Origin of the sequence: Lentzea rhizosphaerae, from assembly GCF_042649515.1 — a bacterium.
GTDB lineage: Bacteria > Actinomycetota > Actinomycetes > Mycobacteriales > Pseudonocardiaceae > Lentzea > Lentzea aerocolonigenes.
This window is the reverse complement of sequence record NZ_JBHRZI010000023.1, coordinates 266,593-285,741: the sequence shown is the minus strand read 5'-3', so window position 1 is coordinate 285,741 and position 19,149 is coordinate 266,593. Positions and strand designations below refer to the sequence as shown.

Below are 19,149 nucleotides of genomic sequence, written 5' to 3'. Positions count from 1 at the left end.
GGTATTCGCTTGCCGCGGCCCCGAGACCGGGGTCGTGTTCGATGTGATCATCGCAGGCTGTGGGCCGACCGGTGCGACGCTGGCCGCTGAACTGCGGCTGCACGACGTGCGCGTGCTCGTGCTCGAGAAGGAACCCGTGCGCAGGCTCTTCGAGGAGCTGATGGACCTCGACGAGGTGAACCGGTACCTCCTCGAGAAGATCACCGCGATCGGCGTCCGCTACGACTTCGGCCCAGGTCCCGACCTGCTCGGCCGCCGCCTGCCCGATCTCGCCCTGTTGCAGGGCCGCCTCTACGACCAGCTGCGCCGGGCCGCGGTCTGGTGCTCGACCGCACCGAACGGCTCACCGCCGGGGGATGGTCGGACCGGGTCGACGTCATCGCGGATCCCACCGCGGCACTGGACGAGCACCTCGCGCGCTGGTTCGGCTAACCCAGGTACGCCTTGCAGGCGTTGCCCTCGGCGAACGGCACGAGCCTCGAAACGGTGACGGGCGACCCCAACTCGGCCAGCGCGCCCCTGATCAGCCCGAGGTGCAACGGGCACACCACGTCCCGGTTGTGCTCGGCGAGCTCCAGGAACGGGCAGTGCCACAGCCTGATGCCGTCGGGCACGCGTTCGGGCGCGAACCCGATGCGGTCGAGCAGCGCGACCACGCCGCCGGTCGCGTCGGCGGTCCGTCCCGGCGCGGGCCGGTCGACGAGGTGGTGGCCCCACGACTCGCCGATCCGCTCGGGGGACGCGTTCTCCTTGACGACCCCGAGCAGCATCTCCGCCAGCAACCGGTAGTCGCGGTGGCCGCCGCGCGCCATCACCGGGCGCAACGCGTAGGTCGCCGGCGGGCGGCCGCGACCGGACGACGTGCCCGCGACCGGGTCGACCAGCTGCTCGGACACGAGCGCGTCCAGGTGGAACCGTGCGGTGTTGGGGTGGATGCCGACCTCGCGGGCGATCTCGGCGAGGGTGCGCGGACCGTCGCGCAGCACCGCCAGCACCTCGTCCCGCCGAGCCATGCGAGCAGTATTACACGAGTCCCACTCGTGGAAATAGTTAGAATGGGGTCATGACAGGGGCGACGGTCGACTGGCGGCTGACAGATCCCGGCAGGCAGCTGGACGCGAACCTGGTGCGCCTGAACCCGGAGCACCACATCGGCGAGCACGTCGAGCCCGACCTCGACGTGCTCCTGGTCGTGGTCGAGGGCGACGGCGTGGTGCACCTCGACAGCGGTGACCAGCCGCTCGTGCCCGGTGCCGTGGTGTGGCTGCCGCGCGGCAGCCGCCGGTCGGTGCGGGCCGGTGCGGGTGGGCTCGCCTACCTCACCTCGCACCAGCGCCGTCCCGGCATGAGGATCACGGCACCACCACGGCCCTAACGGTCGTGCCCCTGAGGGGAAGTCACGCGTGCCAACGTGGTGCGCAGGACGGTCAGGAGCGCGTCCCGGACCGAGAGTTTCACGCGGGCGTCGAAGGTGATCAACGGGACGTGGTCGCCGATCGCCAGCGCCCAGCGGATGTCCGCCTGGGCGTGGCTGAGCTTGCCCTCGAAGAGGTTGACGGCGACGACGAACGGCAGCCCTGTCTTCTCGAAGTAGTCGACGGCCGGGTAGCAGTCGTCGATGCGCCGGGTGTCGACGATCACGAGTGCGCCCAGCGCGCCCAGCGCGAGGTCGCGCCACATGAAGCCGAAGCGGTCCTGGCCCGGTGTGCCGAACAGGTACAGCTTGACGTCGTCGTCGATGGTGATGCAGCCGAAGTCCAGCGCCACCGTGGTGGTGGTCTTGTCCGGGACGTGGGCGGTGCGGTCCACGTCCTCGGAGACCGTCGTGATGGCCGCCTCGGTCCGCAGTGGCGTGATCTCCGAGATGGACGACACCGCTGTCGTCTTGCCGACCCCGAAACCACCCGCGATGATGATCTTGACCGGTGTCGGGGTGCGGGTCTCAACTGATGGCTTCAAGGCGGCGGATGATCCTCTCGATCATGGCGGGGTCGCCGGCGAGGCCCGCGACCGGTCGGTGGACGACGAGGTACCGGAGCGCGGCCAGGTCCGCCACGAGGATTCGGGCCACACCGATGTGCAGCCCGAGAATCGCCGCGACCTCCGCCACCGACACGGGTTTGGTGCACAGCGCCACGATGTCGCGGCGCTCGAACGACAGGCTCGCGTGGGACGCCGCGCCGAGCTCACTGGTCAGCACCTGGGTCTCGATCTCCAGGTTCCGGTCGATCGGCTCGGTCCGTCCGGACGTGAGCAGGTACGGCCGCAGCAGCGAGACGTCTCGGTCCGGCACGTCCTACCGCCCGACCGTGAACTTGAGCTCCTCGATCACCTGCGGGGTGAGGACGGAGCTGGCGCGGTTGGCGAACATCGCCATCTCGTAGCCGATCGTGCCGAGACTGGCCTGTTTGGACGCCAGCACGCCCAGGGCGCAGCCGATGCTGATGGTGCAGACGATCAGGTAACCGTGCCCCAGCTCGACGATGACCTTGTCCGGCTCGCCGAGCGGGTGGCACTCGGACACGCCGCCCGCGAGGCTCAGCACGGCCGAGCAGATCACCGCCAGCCGGTCGGCGTTCTCCCTCGCCAGGTCCGACGACATCGCGATGAGCAGGCCGTCGGAGGACACGGCGATCGCGCCCAGGGCGCCAGGGGTGCCCTGCGCGAAACGGGTGACCAGCCAGTTGAAGTTCTGCGCCTCGACGCTGGTCCGTGCTGCGGGGAACGCGCTCATTCAGGATTCCTTCGTGGATACCCCGGTCTTCAGACCGGGGAGGAAACGGACCCCTGCGGAGCAGGGCAGGGGCGGTCCTTCGTCGCCAGGGTGAAAGACCGTGCTCTGACCCGTGGGTGCGGCGGTTGGTACGGTTGTCGCGCCCGGTCGGCGACAACCACGTCGGCGGGGTCTACCGCCGGGCTGGTGGGATGTCAGGTCTGTGGAGCTTGTGCAAGACCGTGGGCGGTACACCGTCCCTTCGCTGGTAACCCCAGGCGGCAACGGGCTGTGAAGCAGAAAACTCGACCCGCGAGGGAAGAATCTCCCTGCTTCAGCTGGGAGAGAGGTCAATCAGTGCCCTCTTTCATCGTGTGCGTGCCTGCTCCGGCGGCGGCGCCCTCCGCGAGGCCGTTCGCGAACGCGTCGAGCGCGGCCCGTTCGGCGGCGGGATCGCGCTGCTGCCAGGAGGCGGTGTTCTCCGGAGCGGGTTTTGCGGGTGCCGCGGAGGGATCGGTGCGCAGGCTCGCCGCGAGGTTGGCGCCCGGCACGCGCCGAGTCAGCCCGGCGCGTCCCTGCCGCTCGGGCTCGATCGCGGGTGCTGCGACGGGCTGCGGCAGGACCGCCACGCGCGCGACGGCCGTCGACACCAGCGCGATCTCGGTGGTCAGCTCGCCCGACAGCCGGTCCGGCTGCTCCCACACGTCCGTCGCGGCGGCCGGTTCGTCGTCCATGAACCAGCCGAAGTCCTTTCCGCGGAACGGCGCCACCGGCAGGGCGAGCGGCCTCGAGGGCGGGTCCTCCTGCGTCAGGAGGCCGGGTGGCACGGTCACGCGGGCGGTGACGCCGCCGCCCTCGGTCGGGGACAGCGCGACGGTGAGCGAGTGCCTGCGTGCCAGCCTGCCCACCACGAACAGGCCGAGAACGCTGGTCGGCGCGATGTCCAGCCGCTCGCGCTGCACCAGGCGCAGGTTCTCCTCGGAGAGCCTGGCCTCGGTCATCCCGATGCCGTGGTCGACGATCTGCACGACGCAGGACCCGTCGGCCGCCCGTGCGGCGGCGACCTCCACAGTGGACTCCGGCGGTGAGAACGAGGTCGCGTTCTCCAGCAGTTCGGCGAACAGCTGGATCAGGTCCGCCCCGACCGCGGACGGCATGCTGCTCCTGGCGACGACGTCGAGCCGGACGCGTTGGTAGTCCTCGATCTCCGCCAGCGCCGAACGCAGAACCGTGCCCAGCCCCATCGGGCCGGAGAGCCTGGCGTCCTCGCGGGTTCCGGCGATCACGAGCAGGTTGTCCGAGGTCCGCCGCAACCGGGTGGCGAGGTGGTCCAGCTGGTACAGGCTCGCGAGCAACCGCTCGTTCTGCTCGTCGCGCTCCAGCTCGTCGACGAGGGCGAGCTGCCTGCTGACCAGGCTGCGCGTGCGCTTGGCGACGTTGGCGAACATCAGGCTCACGTTGCGCCGCGTGATCGCCTGCCGTTCCACGAGCTGCGCGGCCGTGCCCTGCACGCGGTTGAACGCCTCGGCGAGCCGGCCCAGCTCGTTGCCGGACGACACGTCGATCGCCCTGAGCCGCGGCACCTGCTCGTCGGGCACCTCGGTGTCGGAGACGCGGACCAGCTCCCTGCCGGCGAGATCGGCCACCGCGCCCGCCGCGTCGGTGAGGCTGCGCAACGGGTTCGCGATCGAGCGGCGCACGACGATCACGAGCCACACGACCAGGACGAACAACGCGGCACCGCCCGCGCCGACGCTCCACGCGACCGCGTTGGCGCTGCTCGCGCGGGCCTCGGCCGCGGCGGTGATCTCGTCGGTGACCCGCTCCTGCGCGACCTTGCGCAGCTGGGCCTGCGCGGTCACCGCGGTCAGCGCCTCCGCCGCGAACGACGGGCTCGGCTGTGTCGGCAGCCTGGTGGCGAGCTCGTCGACCCGGCGGCCCTCGGGTCCCTCCTCCACCGTCACGACCATCGCGGCGTGGCCCGCGTCGGCCTGCTGCACGAACCGCTCGGTGAACGCGCGGGACTGCATCGCGGCGTCGTTCAGCAGGTCCTGTCCCGTCTGCGTCCTCGCCGCGGCGATGATCAGGCTGGTGTCGCGCAGCGAGTGCTGCTCGGTCGCGCGCAGCAGGGCTTCGAGCGCGGTGAGCTGTCTCGTGCCCTCCGCGTCACCGGTCTGCTGCGGAACGAGGCGCAGCGAGTCGATGACCGCGGTGATGGTGGCGTGGTACGTCCGCGCGACACCGTCGGACGACGCGCCGCCGCGCAGGGCGTTCTGCCGCAGTCCGGTCAGCGAACCCAGGCGCACCAACGCGTTCGTGAGCTCGTCGGACATGTCGGACCCGAGCGCGGCACGCACGCCCTCCACCGCCCTGTCGACGTTGCCGTGCTGGCGCTTCAGGTTCTCGCCGTCGCCGGCGGGCGTCGCCAGGTGCGCGGCCGTGAGCACGCGTTCCTGTTGCAGCTCCCAGATCAGGTTCCCCAGCTCACGCACCTGCCGTGCGGACTCTGCCGTGTTCGCGGCCGATCCCGCGTCCCCCGCCTGGCCGAGGAGGAACGGCACCGACACGAGCACCGCGGCGACGAGCGGGGGCACGATCAGCAGGTTCAGCTTCCTGCCGATGGAGTGGCCGTGCAGCACACCTCGCCTCACCTGGTCACCCCGCCGCGGAGCCGGTGCTGGGTGCGGACCATGTCCTCTGTGGACGCTCGCAGTCCGAGGAACGCGGACGTGCGCTTGATCGCGAGATCCCTGTCGTCGCCGAGGGGGATCGGGGTCTCGGCGGCGATGCGACCGGGGTCGCTCGCCAGCACGACCACCCGCGTGCCCAGGAACACGGCCTCCTCGACGTCGTGGGTGACCATGAGCACGGTGGTCCCCGTGTCGCGCCAGATCTGCCTGATCAACAGCTGCATGTCCTCCTTGGTCTGCACGTCGAGCGCGCCGAACGGTTCGTCGAGCAGCAGCACGTCCGGTTCGCAGACCAACGCCCTCGCGATCGCGACGCGTTGCTGCTGACCGCCGGACAACTGACGCGGCAACGATCGCCGCACGTCCGCGAGACCGGTCTCGGCGAGGTACCAGTCGATCCGGCGTGCGCGTTCGGCGCCGTCCAGCTCGAGCAGCTCGAGTCCAAAAGCGACGTTGCGTTCCACGGTGCGCCACGGGTAGAGCGATCCGGTCTGGAAGACCAGTCCGCGGTCGGGTCCTGGCCCGGTGATCAGGTGACCGTCGACGGTGATCTGGCCCGCGGTCGGCATCGCGAGTCCGGCGACCAGCGACAGCAGTGTGGACTTGCCCGAGCCGCTCGCGCCGACGACGCAGAGGAACTCGCCGGGGGACACCGTGAGGTTCACCCCGTCCAGCGCGAGCTTCCGCCCGTACTCCTTGGAGACGTCGGTGAGTGTCAGCGTCATGCCGCCCACCGCCCCACTCGGGCACGCAGCAGGCGCAGGGCCACGTCGATCGTCAGACCGATGACGCCGATCACGACGAGCACCGCGAAGATCTTGTCCGTCTGCAGGAAGCGTTGCGCGCGAACGATCCGGTAGCCCAGCCCGGCCGTGGAGTTGACGAGCTCCGCCACCACCACGAAGTTCCACGCCGCCGCCGCGTTGACGCGGACCGCGTCGATGATGCCCGGCAACGAGTGCGGCACCACGACCTTGCGCAGCACCTCACCGCGCCGCGCGCCGAGCGTGTAGGAGACGTCGATGAGGGGCCGCGGCACGCTCCGGACGACGTCGGCGGTCATCAGCGTGTTGAAGAAGACCGTGCCGATGAACAGGATCGCGATCTTCGAGGGCTCGCCGAGCCCGAGCCAGATGATGAGCAGCGGGATGAACGCGCTCGCCGGCAGGTAGCGCAGCAGCCCGATCACCGGCTCGAACGCGGCCTGCGCTGCGTGGAACGTGCCCATCAGGATGCCGAGCGGCACGGACACCAGCACGGCGAGCCCGAAACCCTCCAGGACGCGCCGGGTCGTCGTGCCCACGTCGACGGCGAGCTCACCCGAGCGCGCCATCTCCCAGCCGGCGGACAGCACGGCACCTGGCGAGGGGAGGAAGGTGGCTGACACGAGGCCGCTCGCGCTGAGCGCCACCCAGGAAGCGAGTGGTACGGCCAGCGAGAGAACTGTGAGGACGACCGCGGCGCGGCGGGGGATCGGTGTGCGGATGGTGAGCACCTTGCGGTGCGGGCGGGGGCGGGTCCGGCGGGGCAGTGGCGGCCACGCGGCGCGGATGTCGGGGGTGCGGTCGGCCAGTGCGGTCTTCATCTCTTCACCGCCTTGACGAACCGGTCGTCGAACAGCCCGTCCAGCGACGGCCGGTTCGGTGTGAGCCCCGTGCTCACCATGAAGTCCACGATCTGGCCCGCCTGGTGGTTGAGGTGCGCGGGCGTGACCCCCGGCGTGAACGCGTCGAGGTTCTGCCGCAACGTGAAGATGGTGGTGCCCGCGTCGTAGCTCCGGTAGTCCTCGGCGCTCACGCCGCCGCGCTTGGCCATGATCTCGACGGCCTGGCTGTTGTTCTGCTTGATCCAGTCGAGAGTGTCGAACCACGTGTTCACCAACGCCTGCGCCGCCTCCGGGCGGTTCTTCGCGAACGCGCCGGACACGACGAGGTGGTCGGGGATGGCGCCGGGGAACTCGGCCGAGGTCGCGATGGTGCGGCTGCCGGGGCGCTGCAGCGCGGTGGTGGTGAACGGTGCGAAGGCACCGACCGCGTCCACCTTGCCCGCGACGAAGGCCGCGGCCGCCGCGTCGGTGGCGAGCGGTACCAGCTCGATGTCCTTTTGCGACAGACCGGCCTCGGTCAGGGCGAGCAGCAGCAGGTAGTGGTCGACAGTGCCCTGTTCGACGGCGACCTTCTTGCCCTTCAGGTCGGCGACGCCCGAGATGCCCTCGCGGGCGATCACCTGGTCGTTGCCCGTCGAGTTGTCGTTGACGAGGACGATCGTCTGCTGCGCGCCACCGCTGACCGACGCGAGCGTGTCGTTGAGCGTCTGGCTGTTGGCGTCGATCGCGCCGCTCGACAACGCGTTGAGGCTGTCGGTGTAGCTGTCGAAGTACTTGAGCTCGACGTCGACGCCGTTGCGGGCGAAGATGCCCTGTTCGTGCGCGACCTGCCACGGGAACCAGCCGGGCCACGCACTCAACCCGAGCGTCACCTTGCCCGTGGAGGCCGGGGTCGACGTGCACGCCGTGGCGCACAGCAACACGAGCGCGATCAATAAACCGTTGATGCGGCGGGAAAACAAACCGAACTCCTGTGAGATTCGCGTTGGGGAAGGGCTACTCGCCGGCAGAGCGGGGCAGATGGCCCGCGCGGACGAGACAGCCGAGGGTGTCGCAGATGACCCTGGTGGCGATCAACGACGTGATCTCCGCGTGGTCGTACGGGGGAGAGCACTCGACGACCTCGATGCCGGCGAGCGGCTGCGCGGCCACCAGCTGGATGAACTTGAGCACCTCGCGCGGCAGGAAACCGCCGGGCTCCGGCCAGCCGGTGCCGGGTACGAACGCCGCGTCGAGGCAGTCGACGTCGAAACTGAGCCAGACGGCTTCCGCGCCGTCCCACGCCACGTCCAGTGCTCGCTGCGCGGCGGCCTCGATGCCCATCTCCACGCAGTCGGTCACCGTCATGATCGTGGTGCCGCGCTCACGCCCCACCTTCACGCCCGGCCGAGGGGCCTGCCAGCCGCCGATGCCGATCTGGACGAGGTTGCGCGGCGGCACGTTCGGGATGTCCGTCGCGTGGAACCACGGCGTGGTGTGCATCCGCTCGTCGAGGTCGGTTTCCTGGGTGTCGACGTGCCGGTCGAAGTGGATGATGCCGAGATTGCCGCGCAGGTGCTCGGAAACACCGCGCACGGTGGGGTAACCGATCGAGTGGTCGCCCCCGAGCACGACGGGAAAGGCTCCCGACGCGTACACGTGACCGACGGCCTTGCTGATCTGGTCGAACGTCTTCTCGATGTTGCCGGGAATGGTGAACACGTCGCCGACGTCCGCGATGCTGATGGACTCGCGGAGGTCGACGCCGAGCTCGAAGTTGTACGGGCCGTACAGCGCGGAGATCTTGCGGATGCCCTGCGGCCCGAACCGGGTGCCCGGCCGGTAGGTGGTACCGCCGTCGAACGGGGCGCCGAGCACGACCACGTCGTACTCGCCGCACGTGCGGACGTCCTCCACGTACGGCGCCTTGAGAAAGGTGTTGATGCCCGCGAAGTGCGGCAGCTCTCCGCGGGAGAACGTGGGGATGCGCCTGTCCACGACGGAGTCCGCGGCGGGGAGTCCGAGCTCGAGGCCGCGTGCGACCTCGCGCTCCCATCCGGTGGTCGGCAGCTGGGCCTCGCGTTCGACAGCGGCGCGGGCTTCCGGGCCGTAATTGTCGTGCAGCGGTCTGCCGCCGGTCTCAGTCATCGGTGTCTGCACGCTTCCTCTGCGCATTCTTGATGTACCGAAATGCGGAGGTCCCCGGAAACTCCGTGTACTTTGTCATGTACCTGGACGGAAAGGCTCGAGAATCCAGGATCAATTGACGTTCGCCAAGACTAGCTGTGCGCGCAACCCCTTCGGCGGGCCCGAACGTCATCGAATGGAGCAACGATTTCCGGTACTTCGCGTGCTCGTTTGGGGACGCGTCCTCGTGGCCTGCGCAGTTGGCATGAAAATGGTCCATGCCAATGGTGGGCCGATTCGCCGGACTACGATGTTTGAGTCCAATCGGGTGATTTGCCGAACGCGTCCGCGCAACGAGCAGGACCTCCCGCACCTCGCCGAGGCGGAGGTGCGGGAGGTCCTGGTCGATGCGTCCACTCGGGACGCTGTTACCTCAGGCCCACCGTGACGTAGTGGATCTGACCGTCCTCGAGCTTCGCGCCGATCCGGTAGAGGTACCCGGCCGCGAGGCCCTTGGTCTGCCAGTTGTAGATGTACTGCTGTGCCGTGGCGTCCCAGCGGAACGCACCGTCAGCGGTCGCCGCGTCGGACGACACCGTCTCGTTGACCGAGGAGGTCAGCAGACCACCGCGGACGGGCACGAGCCACTGGGGTGCGGTCCGCGACGCGACCGGCGCACCGGAGCTGTCGCGCAGCTGGAACTTGACCGGAACCGTGCTGCCCGCCTTGAAGACGCTCGTCGGGCCCGTGGCGTTGATCGGCTGGAGGAAGCCGCCGAAGTCGTACAGCTGGACCTGGTACCGGCCGGACCGCGTGGTGGTGTTGCCCGCCTTGTCCTTCGCGGTCGCGGTGAACGTCCACGCGCCCGGATCCGCTGCTGCCGCGACGACCACGACACAACTGTCCACACCGGACACGGCGTCCGTGGCGGTGCACGCGGGAGCCGGTGCGGTGAAGCGGTACACCGCGCCGTCGGCCACGCTGACCGACTCGATGGCCGGGGCGACGGTGTCGACGTTGAGGCCGCCGACGGTCGCGCTCTGGCTGTTGCCCGCGCGGTCGGTGACCGTGCCGGTGACCGACTGGCCGGCACCGTTCGTGCTGAGCACGACGTCGTCGGGGCAGGCGGTCGCCGGGATGCCGGATCCCGCGTCGGCACAGGTGAAGTGGACCTTCACCGGTGCGGTGAACCAGGGCTTCTGGCCACCGACGATCTCGGCCGTGATGGTCGGCTTGGTCTTGTCGAGCTTGATCGTCACCGAGTCGGTGCCGACGTTGCCCGCCACGTCCTTCGCCGTGCCGATGACGATCTGGCCGTTGGTGTCGGTGCTCACCACGACGTCCGGCGTGACGGATCCGGTGTCCAGGCCGGAACCCGCGTCGTCGTCCTTGGCGGTGAAGTGCACGGTCACGTCGCTGTTGTTCCAGTCGTCGGCGTTGGGCGCCGGCGAGGTGGTGTGGGTGACCGCCGGGGCGATGTTGTCCCACTTCAGCGCCACGGCGTTCGGGGGCTCGGCGTTGCCCGCCTTGTCCACGGCCCAGTACGTGACGGTGCCGGAGCCGCTGCCGTCGAGCGGAACCGAGACGGTCTTGCTGGCGCCCGCGGACACCTGCTCGACGCCGCCGTCGATCCGGTAGTGCAGCTCCTGCACGCCGGACAACGCGTCCGTCGCAGTGAGCACGACGTTCGCCGTCGAGCCGGTGCACCAGCCGTTCGCCTTGGTGCACTGGTTGTCGCTGTTGGTGCTCGGTGCGGTGCCGTCGATGTTGATACCGCCGACGGTCGTGCCCTTGGTGGTGTTGCCGGCGACGTCGGTCGCGCCGCCGCTCGTGACGGACTGGCCTGCGCCGTCGGTCTTCAACACCGCGCTGCCGGGGCAGAGGGCAGTGCCGGAGCCGTCGGTTCCGTCGGCGAGCTTCGGGTCGGCGCAGGCGAAGTCGACGACGACCTCGTCGCGGTACCAGCCCGCGGCGTTCGGCTGGGTGATCGGGCCGCCGGTGATGACGGGACCGGCACGGTCGATCATGACGCCGGTCGCGGACGTCGGCGTGCTCTCGTTGCCCGCCTCGTCCTTCACCGTCACGGTGCCGGACGAGAGGTTCCGGCCCTCCCCGGTGATCACGCTGTCGGCCGGCCGGGTCGATTCGTCCACACCGGACAGTCCGTCGGCCGCCGTCCAGTGCACGGTGACGTCCGAGGTGTGCCAGCCTGCCGTCGAGGATCCGGTGAGCACCGGCGCGGTCCGGTCGATGTTGATGTCACCGACGGTCGTGGACGCGCTCTTGCCGACACCGTCGACGGCGGTGCCGCTGACGCTCTGGCCCTCGCCCTCCGCGGTGACCACGGCGGGCTCGCCGCAGCTCGCAACACCGGACTGGGTGTCGGCGCACTCGAAGGAGACGGCGACGTCGGTGTTGTTCCAGCCGTTGCCGTTGGCGGGCGTGCGGGTGCCGGTGATCGTCGGAACGGCGTTGTCGATCCACAGCGCCAGCGCGTTGCCCTCGGCGCTCTCCTCGTTGCCGACCTGGTCGACGCTCCAGTAGGTGATCACGTGCTTGCCGCTCTCGGTGAAGCTGAACGGAGCCGTGTACTGCTGCACCGCACCGCTGTCGACGCGGTACCGGGTCGCGCCGACGCCGGACAGGCCGTCGGCTGCGGAGAACGTGACCTCGACACCGTCGGCGTACCAGCCGCTGCCCGACGGCTGCGCGACGCTCGCGCTCGTGTTCGGCGCCGCGCGGTCGATCCGGATGCCGGACACGGTCGCTGTCACGGTGTTGCCCGCCTTGTCGGTGCAGCTGGCGGACGCGGACAGGTTGGCGCCCTCACCCGTCACGGTGCTCGGCGCGGGCTCGTTCGTCACACCCGAACCGCCGTCGGTGCAGACCCACGTGACGGTGACGTCCTCGCGGCTCCAGCCGGTCGTGCTCGGCGTCCCGGTGAGCTTCGGCGCGGTCTTGTCGACGTTGACCCGGGTGACGCTCGCGGTGGCGCTGTTGCCCGCCGCGTCCGTCGCGGTGCCGGTCGCCGTCTGGTTCGCGCCCTCGCCCAGCGTCTGGGTTCCGGTGCATCCGTCCACACCGGACAGTTCGTCGGCGCACTCGTACGACACGGTGACGTCCTGGTCGTACCAACCGTCGTTCGCGGTGCCGTTCGCCTTCGCCGTGATGGTCGGCTTGGTGGTGTCGATGCTGACCGTGGCCGGGTCGGACGCCGTGTTGCCCGCGTTGTCCGTCACGGTGCCGGTGACGGCCTGGTCCTTGCCCTCGCTGGTGACCGTCTTGTCAGGACCGCAGCTCGCGACGCCGGAACCGCCGCTGTCGCCACAGGTGAAGGTCACCGAGACAGCGCCGTTGTTCCAGCCGTTCGCGTTCGCTGCGGGGGACTGGGCGTGGGTGATCGTCGGGGGAGTCTTGTCGATGTTGACGGTGACGACCTTCGCGGCCTCGGTGTTGCCGGCGTTGTCCGTGCTCCAGTACTCGACCGCGTAGGTGCCCTGCGCGTTCAGCGTGAGCTCGTTGCCGGTCTGGGGTGCGCCACCGTTGATCTTGTAGTGCGTCTCGCGCACACCGGACAGCGCGTCGCTCGCTTGGAACGCCACGGCGACGTCGGTGTTGTTCCACGCGGTCTGCGGTGCCGTCGCACTGGTGACCGGCGCGGTCTTGTCGATGTCGATGTTCGTGATGCTGGCGCTGGCGACGTTGCCCGCGACGTCCCTGCCGGAGCTGTTGGCCGTCTGGTCCGCGCCTTCACCGTTGAGGAACGTCTCGGTCCCGCACACGGCCACCTGGGACAGCGCGTCGGTGCAGGCGAAGACGGCGGTGACCTTCTGGTTGGTCCACGTGCCGGGCACGTACGGAGTGCCGTTGGGCAGCTTCGCGCTCGTGGTGATGGTCGGTGGCGTCTTGTCGATGTTGATGCCGCTCACGGTGGTGCTCTGCGCGTTGTCGGCGTTGTCCGTGGCGGTGCCGCCGACGGACTGGTTCACGCCTTCCCCGCTGACCGTCGTGGCACCAGGACAACTCTTGATCAGCGACAGCGCGTCGGAACAGGTGAACCCGACGGTGACATCGGTGTTGTTCCAACCGCTCGCGTTCGCCGCAGGTGTCTTCGTGCCGCTGATCGACGGCTTCACGGTGTCCCGCTTGACGACGACGGCGGAGTCGGGCCCGACGTTGCCGAGCGCGTCGGTCGCCTTGCCGATGACCGTCTGCCCACCGGTGTCAGCGGAGATCGCAGTCGGCGCGCTGGTCGTGCCACCACCGACTCCGGTGCCGTCGTTGGCAGTCCAGGACACGGTGACGTTGGCGTTGTTCCACCCGGCGGCGTTCGCGGCGGGGCTGAGCGACGCCGTGGCAGCGGGCCCGGTGTTGTCCAGCACGTACGAGGCAGTCGTGGCGGCGGTGCGCTGGGTGCAGTTGTTGGCGTTGGAGTTCTCGCCGGTGGTCACCGTCCTGGCCTGCACCCCGTCCGCACCGTTGGGCGTGGTGAGCGGGAACGTCCAGGTGGTGGAGCCGCTTTGCGAGGTCTGCTTGGGGAATCCCGAGACCTCGACGCACTTGGCGGTGTTCGCCGTGTGCACGACCAGGCTGATCTGCTTGCCCGACTTGGCGTAGAACACGCCGTTCGACGTGACGCCGTCACCGCTGAAGGTGATGGCGGGATCGCTGAACGAGGTGGCCAGCGCTGCTGGCGTGCTGAGGAGAATGAGTGAACCGGCGACTACTGCTGTGAGCCCCCGACGAGACGTTTGTCGCATGTTTTGTCACCGATCCGGAATGCGGGTGCAGATACGGTCGTCGTGTCGAACCGCGGATGCGCGCTGTTACGCCGGATGGCTCAGGCTGGCGGAATTGGGGACCTTGGTCCCGGGGGGACGGGGACCTCTGCTGTGGTCGGGTTGGGTGCGTTGGTCATGCGAGGGGTCTGGCTGGGTTCGGGTGTGCGCGGCTTCGGGTGGTTCGGCGCGGGTTCCAGCGGAGTGGTCGCCTTGTGCTGGTGTGGTCGCCCTGTGTTGGTGGTCGGCTGGGCCGTAGGACGAGCCGGGTCTTTTCATCGCCGCTTCGCGACGATTGCGATTGGGGCTTGACTTCGGGGCCCTTGCGAGGCGCTCATCGGCCTTGAAAAGCCGGGCATAAGGAGCCCGGCGGATCCAACCAGCGTAGCACCTCGCACCCAAAGTCAAGCCCCAATCGCAAGCGTGCGTGGTCGCGTTTGTTGTTCGGCTCACCTCATTACCGCTTGCCCGATGACGCATTGCCCTGTCCGGCTCGGCTTCGCCATCGCGGTTGGCGGGGGTGCTCGGCTTCGCCATTGCCAGCGTTGCGGTGGGAGATTCAGCTCGACTAGCCATTGCCGTTCGCCTTCGGGGTTCAGGTTTGGGAGATTAGCTGCGAATGGATGCCTCGCCGTAGTCAGGCGGCCTTCATCGACACCGCCTCGCCGTGGTCAGGCGGTGTTGATGAGGTTGCGCCTGGGACTTCGTTGTCGGGCGAGCCAGGCGGGCGGGTAGAAGGTCGGGATGCCGTTGACCAGGCTGACTTCCCACTCGCTCTGGTGGATGAGGGTGTGGTGGTGGCGGCAGAGCAGCACGGCGTTGTCGACGGAGGTGTCGCCGCCGTCGGCCCAGTGCCGGATGTGGTGGGCATCGCACTGCCGTGGCGGTCTGCCGCAGCCGGGGAAGGCGCAGCCCCGATCCCTGGTGACCAGGATCCTGCGGATCGCGGCGGGGAAGGTGCGGGTCTTGCGGCCGATGTCCAGTGGCTGGCTCGCCCCGCCCAGGACCATGGGGATGATGCCCGCGTTGCAGGCCAGCTGACGCGCCTGGTCGGCCGGGACGTGCTCGCCGTTGTCGAGGGTGGCGTGGCCGATCTGGTTGGCGAGGTCGTCGTAGGGCATGGTCAGCGTCAGGGTGACTGGTTCGCCGCCGTGTTCGGGCAGCTGGTCGGCGCGCAGCATCAGGTCGACCAGTTCGGCCAGGGCGTCGCCTTGGCGTTCCTCGCGGGTGCGCAGGTCCGGGCCCTCGTCCGGGGTCTGTGGGCGGGGCTTGGCCAGTGGGTCGAGTAGTGCCTCGTACTTGGCGCCGGTGACCTTGTCGAGCTTGGCGCGGATCTCCAGCTTGCCGTTCTTCCACTGCATCGAATGTTGATTGCCGGGTGGCGCGGGCTTGGGGTCGCGAGGTTCGGGGTCGTTCTGGTTGATGGTGTAGGCGAGTTTCGTGCCCAGGCGGCGGACCGTGGCGGGTTCGAAGTCGCGGGCGTAGCCCACCACGGTGACCTCGTGTTCGGCGGGCACGGTCTTCATGATCTCGGCTACCACCGCGACGTGGTCGATCGACAGCGCGCCCTCGGCCACCGCCTCCGCCGTCAGCGGAAGCACCGGGGCCAGTTCGCTGCCGGTCGGGGTGATCTCATTGGTCAGCAACGCGGCATTGGCGATCCACCGCTTGGCGGTGTGGAGATCCCAGCGGACGGCATGCCGCAACACATGCGGCAAATCCTTGTACCCCAGCTCGCCAGCAACCCCGCGCCGATCCAACTCGGCGAGCATCTGCAATGCGGCGTTCTCGCGCACCCGGATTTCCGTCACCTCGTCGACGAGACTGCTCAGCAGCTCGTCGGTGGAGAGGAGGCGGGTTTCGATCACGTGTTCTAATCTACCGCAAGATCACGGGAAGATAACGGGCAAAGCGGAACACGATAGGGTGAACCGGCCAGTCGAGCAACGTGATCCGCGAAGCCGAAGGCAAGTGGCAATGGCGAAGCCGAGCCGAATCGGGCAATTCCAACGCAGCCAAGCGGTAATGACGGAAGCGGAACAACAAACGCAACCACGCACGCTTGCGATTGGGGCTTGACTTTGGGAGCGAGGTGCTACGCTGGTTGGATCGGCCGGGCTCCTTATGCCCGGCTTTTCAAGGCCGATGAGCGCCTCGCAAGGGCCCCGAAGTCAAGCCCCAATCGCAATCGTCGCGAAGCGGCGATGACGCAACCAAAGCTCGTCATACGACCCAAAGCGACCACCAACGCAAGGTGACATGGCAATGGCAGGCGACCACCCTGCTGGAGCTCGCGCTGACCCGCCCAAGCCGACCCGCGCACGCCCCACCGCGTACGTCGACCGTTAGAGCGACCCCACTGGCACCGGCCGCCCCAACAAGAACCCCTGCGCCTGATCACACCCCAACGACCGCAGAATCTCCAACTGCTCCACCGTCTCCACCCCCTCGGCCACCACGGTCAGATCCACCGCATGAGCCATGGCGACGATGCTGGTGACGATCGCCTCAGCCTCGTCAGACTCCCCCAACCCCGCCGTGAAAGAGCGGTCGATCTTCAAGGTGTCCAACGGCAGAGTCAGCAGCTGGGCCAGCGACGAGTGCCCCGTGCCGAAGTCGTCGATCGCCAGCCGCGCCCCCAGGTCGCGCAGGGCCGCCAGGGTGCGTGCGGCGAGGGTCGGGTCGCGCATCAGGGCGCTTTCGGTGATTTCCAGGCACAGTGCGCTGGGGGACAGGCCCGCCTTGTGCGTGGCGTTGCGGACTGCGGAGACGAGCCACGGGTCGTCGAGTTGGCGGGCTGACAGGTTCACGGTCAGTTGGAGGTCTGGGGCCTGCTCGGCGATTTCGCGGGTGGCGGTGTGGAGCATGTGGGCGCCCACGATGTTGATCAGGTCGCTCTCCTCGGCCAGCGTGATGAACTCGCCGGGGAGGATCAGGCCGTAGCGGGGGTGGTTCCAGCGCAGCAGGCCCTCGACGGACGAGCGCTGGTTCGTTCGCAGGTCGAGGATGGGCTGGTAGGCGAGCCACAGTTCGTTGTTGAGCGGGGCCATGCGGAGGTCTTGTTCCAGCTGGAGTCTGCGTTGGATGCGTTCGCGGAGCTCCACGTCGAAGAACGCGACGCGGCCGCGGCCTCTGGTCTTCGCCTGGTACATCGCGAGGTCGGCGTCGCGCAGGAGGTCGGCGCCGTCGCGGGGGTCGCCGGGGTCGGCCAGGACGATGCCCACGCTGGCGTCCACGTGCAGCTGGCGGCCGTCGACTGCGATCGGGCGGTTGAGCTCGGCTCGGATGTGGTCGGCCAGCGCGGTTGCCTCGTCCGGGTCGGCCACGCCGTACGCGATCACGGTGAACTCGTCGCCGCCGAGTCTGCCCACCACGTCGCCGCGGCGGGTGCTGCGGCTCAGTCGGGTGCCGACCACTCGCAGGACCTCGTCGCCTGCGCTGTGGCCGAGGGAGTCGTTGATGACCTTGAACTTGTCCAGGTCGATGAACAGGACCGCGGTGACGCCCGCGCGGTGTGCTCGTGCGGCGGGACTCAGGCGGTTGATGGTGACCGTGCGGTTGCAGAGGCCGGTCAACGCGTCGTGCGTGGCGTCGTGCTCCAGGCGGCTGTCGATCATGCGGCGTTCGGTGATGTCGGTGAACGACACGACGGTCGCCGCCGGCAGCTTGCCGTCCGCGGTGAGCGCGCGGGCCGAGAGGGACAGCCACACGCGGCTGCCGTCGGGGCGGCGGGCGCCGACGATGCGGCCGTGTTGCGAGCGGCCGGTCGTGCGGGTGATCGCCGACGGGAACTGGGCCAGCGGGATGGGCTGGCCGGTTTCGTCGTGCAGTTCGGTCAACGACGCCGCCTTGCCGACCACTTCTCGCGCGCGCACGCCGAGGATGCGTTCGGCTGCGGGGTTCACGGATTCGACGAGGCCCGTGGCGCCGACGACGAGCACGCCCTCCTGGATGGCGGCGACCACCGCCGTGAAGTGGTTCTCCGCCCGTCTGCGCGCGGTCTCGTCGGCGCAGATCAGCACGTAACCGCCTGACATCGCGGCGACCGAGACCCGCACCGCCAGCGCTTCGCCGTCGGAGCCGCGGTGTTCCGCCTGGACGACTCCGCCCGCCTCCAGCACGGCCGCCGGGTCCAGTGGCGCTCCCACCACCTGGCTGATGGGCCGGCCGATCGCCTCGGTCGCGCTGTGGCCGTACACGTTCTCGGCGCTGGGATTCCAGCTCGTCACGACGCCCTCGGACGTGGTCGCGATGAGCGCATCGCTGACGTGCGCGACCAGTGCGGCCTGGTAGCACAGCGCCGCCGCGGCCGCCTTCTGCTCGGTGACGTCCCGCATGATCACCTGGAACGCCGGCCTGCCTTCCCACGTCGTGCGCACCGAGACCGACTCGATGTCGGTCGTGCCGCCGTCGAACCGGACCAGCACGGCGTCCGCGGGGTCGCTCGTGGCGCCCGGCTCGGTCAGCTTCGCGATCCGCCGCAGCATCTCCGCCTGTGAGTCGGGGTGGACGAAGTCGGTGATCGGCCGTCCGAGCAGGTCCTGGTCGGACCGGGCCCGCACGAACCGGACCGCCGCCGGGTTCGCGTACACGAGCTTGCCGGCCTCGTGCACCACGATCGCGTCCGGTGAGAGGTCCACCAGGAGCCGGTAGCGGTCGGCGAGGTCCGCGAGCTCCTGCTGCTGGACGTGCCGCCGCGTCACGTCGGCGACGACACCGACCAGGGCCCGCGCGGAACCGTGGGTCGAGACGCGGGCGCGGAACTGGAGCCAGCGCGTGCCGGCCGTGGTGCCGAGGGGCTGCTCCAGCTCGAAATCCTGCCACGCGGGCGCGGCCTTGGCCGCCACGGTCAGCGGCTCGACGAGCTCGGCCAGCCGGGCGCGCACCGCGTCGGGGTCCGCGCCGGGCGCGCCGACCACCGCGTCGAGGCCCGGCATCCAGCCGAACTGGTCCGCGCCGAGGTCCAGCCACCACACCACCGCGGCGCCGACCGACACCGCGAGGTCCGCCAGGAGGTCGTGGTCGAACTCGGTGTCGCCGGTCAGGCCGCTCACGTCTTGGCTCCCAGAACCGACGATTCCTCGAATTCCCGGTGGCGTTGCCATCGTGAAGTCCTACTACACACTCGGCCAGAGCCGCATCCGTCTGGCGTGAACATGGTGTGCCGTTATATCCGGTGACCGGATCCGTCCGGCGGTCAGGGTCGGCTTCTATGTCCATTGTGGACGGATGATTTCCTCGTGACGGGACGGTCCG

14 protein-coding genes are annotated in these 19,149 nt (G+C 69.3%); 2 read left to right on the top strand and 12 right to left on the bottom strand.

Annotation, left to right across the window (positions count from 1 at the left end; genetic code table 11):
• Positions 1-34 precede the first annotated feature (34 nt).
• Entirely contained in the window at positions 35-490 is a 456-nt protein-coding gene (locus tag ACFOWZ_RS28320) for a hypothetical protein (protein ID WP_449280285.1), read from the top strand.
• Here ACFOWZ_RS28320 and ACFOWZ_RS28315 read toward each other — a convergent pair.
• Positions 429-1,013, bottom strand: a complete 585-nt coding sequence (locus ACFOWZ_RS28315; protein ID WP_382376949.1) for a helix-turn-helix transcriptional regulator — start codon at positions 1,011-1,013, stop codon at positions 429-431. The genes ACFOWZ_RS28320 and ACFOWZ_RS28315 overlap by 62 nt on opposite strands.
• 50 nt (positions 1,014-1,063) lie before the next feature.
• On the opposite strand from ACFOWZ_RS28315, the gene ACFOWZ_RS28310 reads away from it, so the two are divergent.
• Positions 1,064-1,375, top strand: coding sequence for a cupin domain-containing protein (locus ACFOWZ_RS28310; protein ID WP_382376948.1), 312 nt, complete (start codon positions 1,064-1,066; stop codon positions 1,373-1,375).
• Here ACFOWZ_RS28310 and ACFOWZ_RS28305 read toward each other — a convergent pair.
• From ACFOWZ_RS28305 to ACFOWZ_RS28255, 11 genes are all read right to left on the bottom strand, one after another.
• On the bottom strand, positions 1,372-1,959 hold the full coding sequence (locus tag ACFOWZ_RS28305; protein ID WP_449280284.1) for a GTP-binding protein: 588 nt from the start codon (positions 1,957-1,959) through the stop codon (positions 1,372-1,374). The genes ACFOWZ_RS28310 and ACFOWZ_RS28305 overlap by 4 nt on opposite strands.
• Complete coding sequence (locus ACFOWZ_RS28300; protein WP_382376947.1) at positions 1,943-2,293, bottom strand: DUF742 domain-containing protein; 351 nt, start codon at positions 2,291-2,293, stop codon at positions 1,943-1,945. Before ACFOWZ_RS28300 ends, ACFOWZ_RS28305 begins: the two co-directional genes overlap by 17 nt.
• Before the next feature lie 3 nt (positions 2,294-2,296).
• Positions 2,297-2,734, bottom strand: coding sequence for a roadblock/LC7 domain-containing protein (locus tag ACFOWZ_RS28295; protein ID WP_382376946.1), 438 nt, complete (start codon positions 2,732-2,734; stop codon positions 2,297-2,299).
• 329 nt (positions 2,735-3,063) lie between these two features.
• Complete coding sequence (locus tag ACFOWZ_RS28290; protein WP_382376945.1) at positions 3,064-5,364, bottom strand: sensor histidine kinase; 2,301 nt, start codon at positions 5,362-5,364, stop codon at positions 3,064-3,066.
• Positions 5,361-6,128 (bottom strand): ABC transporter ATP-binding protein, encoded by a 768-nt coding sequence (locus tag ACFOWZ_RS28285; RefSeq protein ID WP_382376944.1) that lies wholly within the window; start codon positions 6,126-6,128, stop codon positions 5,361-5,363. Before ACFOWZ_RS28285 ends, ACFOWZ_RS28290 begins: the two co-directional genes overlap by 4 nt.
• Complete coding sequence (locus ACFOWZ_RS28280; protein WP_382376943.1) at positions 6,125-6,988, bottom strand: ABC transporter permease; 864 nt, start codon at positions 6,986-6,988, stop codon at positions 6,125-6,127. The genes ACFOWZ_RS28285 and ACFOWZ_RS28280 overlap by 4 nt, the downstream gene beginning before the upstream one ends.
• Positions 6,985-7,944, bottom strand: a complete 960-nt coding sequence (locus ACFOWZ_RS28275; RefSeq protein WP_382376942.1) for an ABC transporter substrate-binding protein — start codon at positions 7,942-7,944, stop codon at positions 6,985-6,987. The genes ACFOWZ_RS28280 and ACFOWZ_RS28275 overlap by 4 nt, the downstream gene beginning before the upstream one ends.
• A gap of 61 nt (positions 7,945-8,005) precedes the next feature.
• Positions 8,006-9,136 carry an agmatinase family protein gene (locus ACFOWZ_RS28270; protein WP_382376941.1) on the bottom strand — a complete coding sequence of 377 codons (1,131 nt, stop codon included), beginning with the start codon at positions 9,134-9,136 and terminating at the stop codon, positions 8,006-8,008.
• 407 nt (positions 9,137-9,543) lie between these two features.
• The gene (locus tag ACFOWZ_RS28265; protein WP_382376940.1) at positions 9,544-13,875 is read right to left on the bottom strand and encodes an OmpL47-type beta-barrel domain-containing protein; all 4,332 of its coding nucleotides are present in this window, start codon (positions 13,873-13,875) and stop codon (positions 9,544-9,546) included.
• 689 nt (positions 13,876-14,564) lie between these two features.
• Positions 14,565-15,761: an HNH endonuclease signature motif containing protein gene (locus ACFOWZ_RS28260; RefSeq protein WP_382376939.1), complete on the bottom strand. Its 1,197-nt coding sequence runs from the start codon at positions 15,759-15,761 to the stop codon at positions 14,565-14,567.
• 477 nt (positions 15,762-16,238) lie between these two features.
• Entirely contained in the window at positions 16,239-18,998 is a 2,760-nt protein-coding gene (locus ACFOWZ_RS28255) for a sensor domain-containing protein (RefSeq protein WP_382376938.1), read from the bottom strand.
• Positions 18,999-19,149: the final 151 nt, after the last annotated feature.